The 512-nt window shown below is 56.8% G+C and carries 1 protein-coding gene; it reads right to left on the bottom strand.

What is annotated here, in order from left to right:
- Window positions 1-120: 120 nt before the first annotated feature.
- Window positions 121-512, bottom strand: a 392-nt coding sequence (locus PV407_RS19215) for an Ig-like domain-containing protein (RefSeq protein ID WP_332091592.1), incomplete at its 5' end; no start/stop codon positions are given.

The raw sequence follows: 512 nt of genomic DNA, 5'->3' as shown, positions 1-512 counted from the left end.
AAACCACATCGTCAGGCAACAGATGCAACAAAAAAAGCGAGTTCTGCGCCCCAACGCAAACCCGCCAGCCATCATCCGTGGAAAGCCACGGACACCAACAAAAACAAGCGTACCACAAAATCAAGCGCCTTCCAAGAGGCTCTGTATTCCCAGCACAACACCTCTGCTTCTGCGCGCCAACCCACCACCGCCCACCCGCCAACCATCCTGGGCACCAATCGTCACCGTCGACGTCGTCGTTCCGCCCTTCCCGTCGCTTACCGTTACCGTGAAGCTGTCCGGGCCGGTATAATCGGGATGCGGTACATACGTCCATGTGCCGTCCGGGTTCACCGTCACCGTTCCGTGCTGCGGATCGCTTCCTTTCGAGAATGTGAGCTGATCGCCGTCCGAATCGACGCCATAAACGCTTCCGGTCACCGACGTATTTTTCCACGTCGATTGTTCGAAGTTCGGTGCGATCGGCGTTTGGTTGGACGGGTATATCTTCACTACTTCTTCCGGCTTGTCCG

Origin of the sequence: Paenibacillus sp. GYB003, assembly GCF_036577625.1 — a bacterium.
Lineage (GTDB): Bacteria > Bacillota > Bacilli > Paenibacillales > NBRC-103111 > Paenibacillus_AB.
Note: the sequence above shows the minus strand (reverse complement) of the source record. Positions and strands in the feature narration are given on the sequence as shown.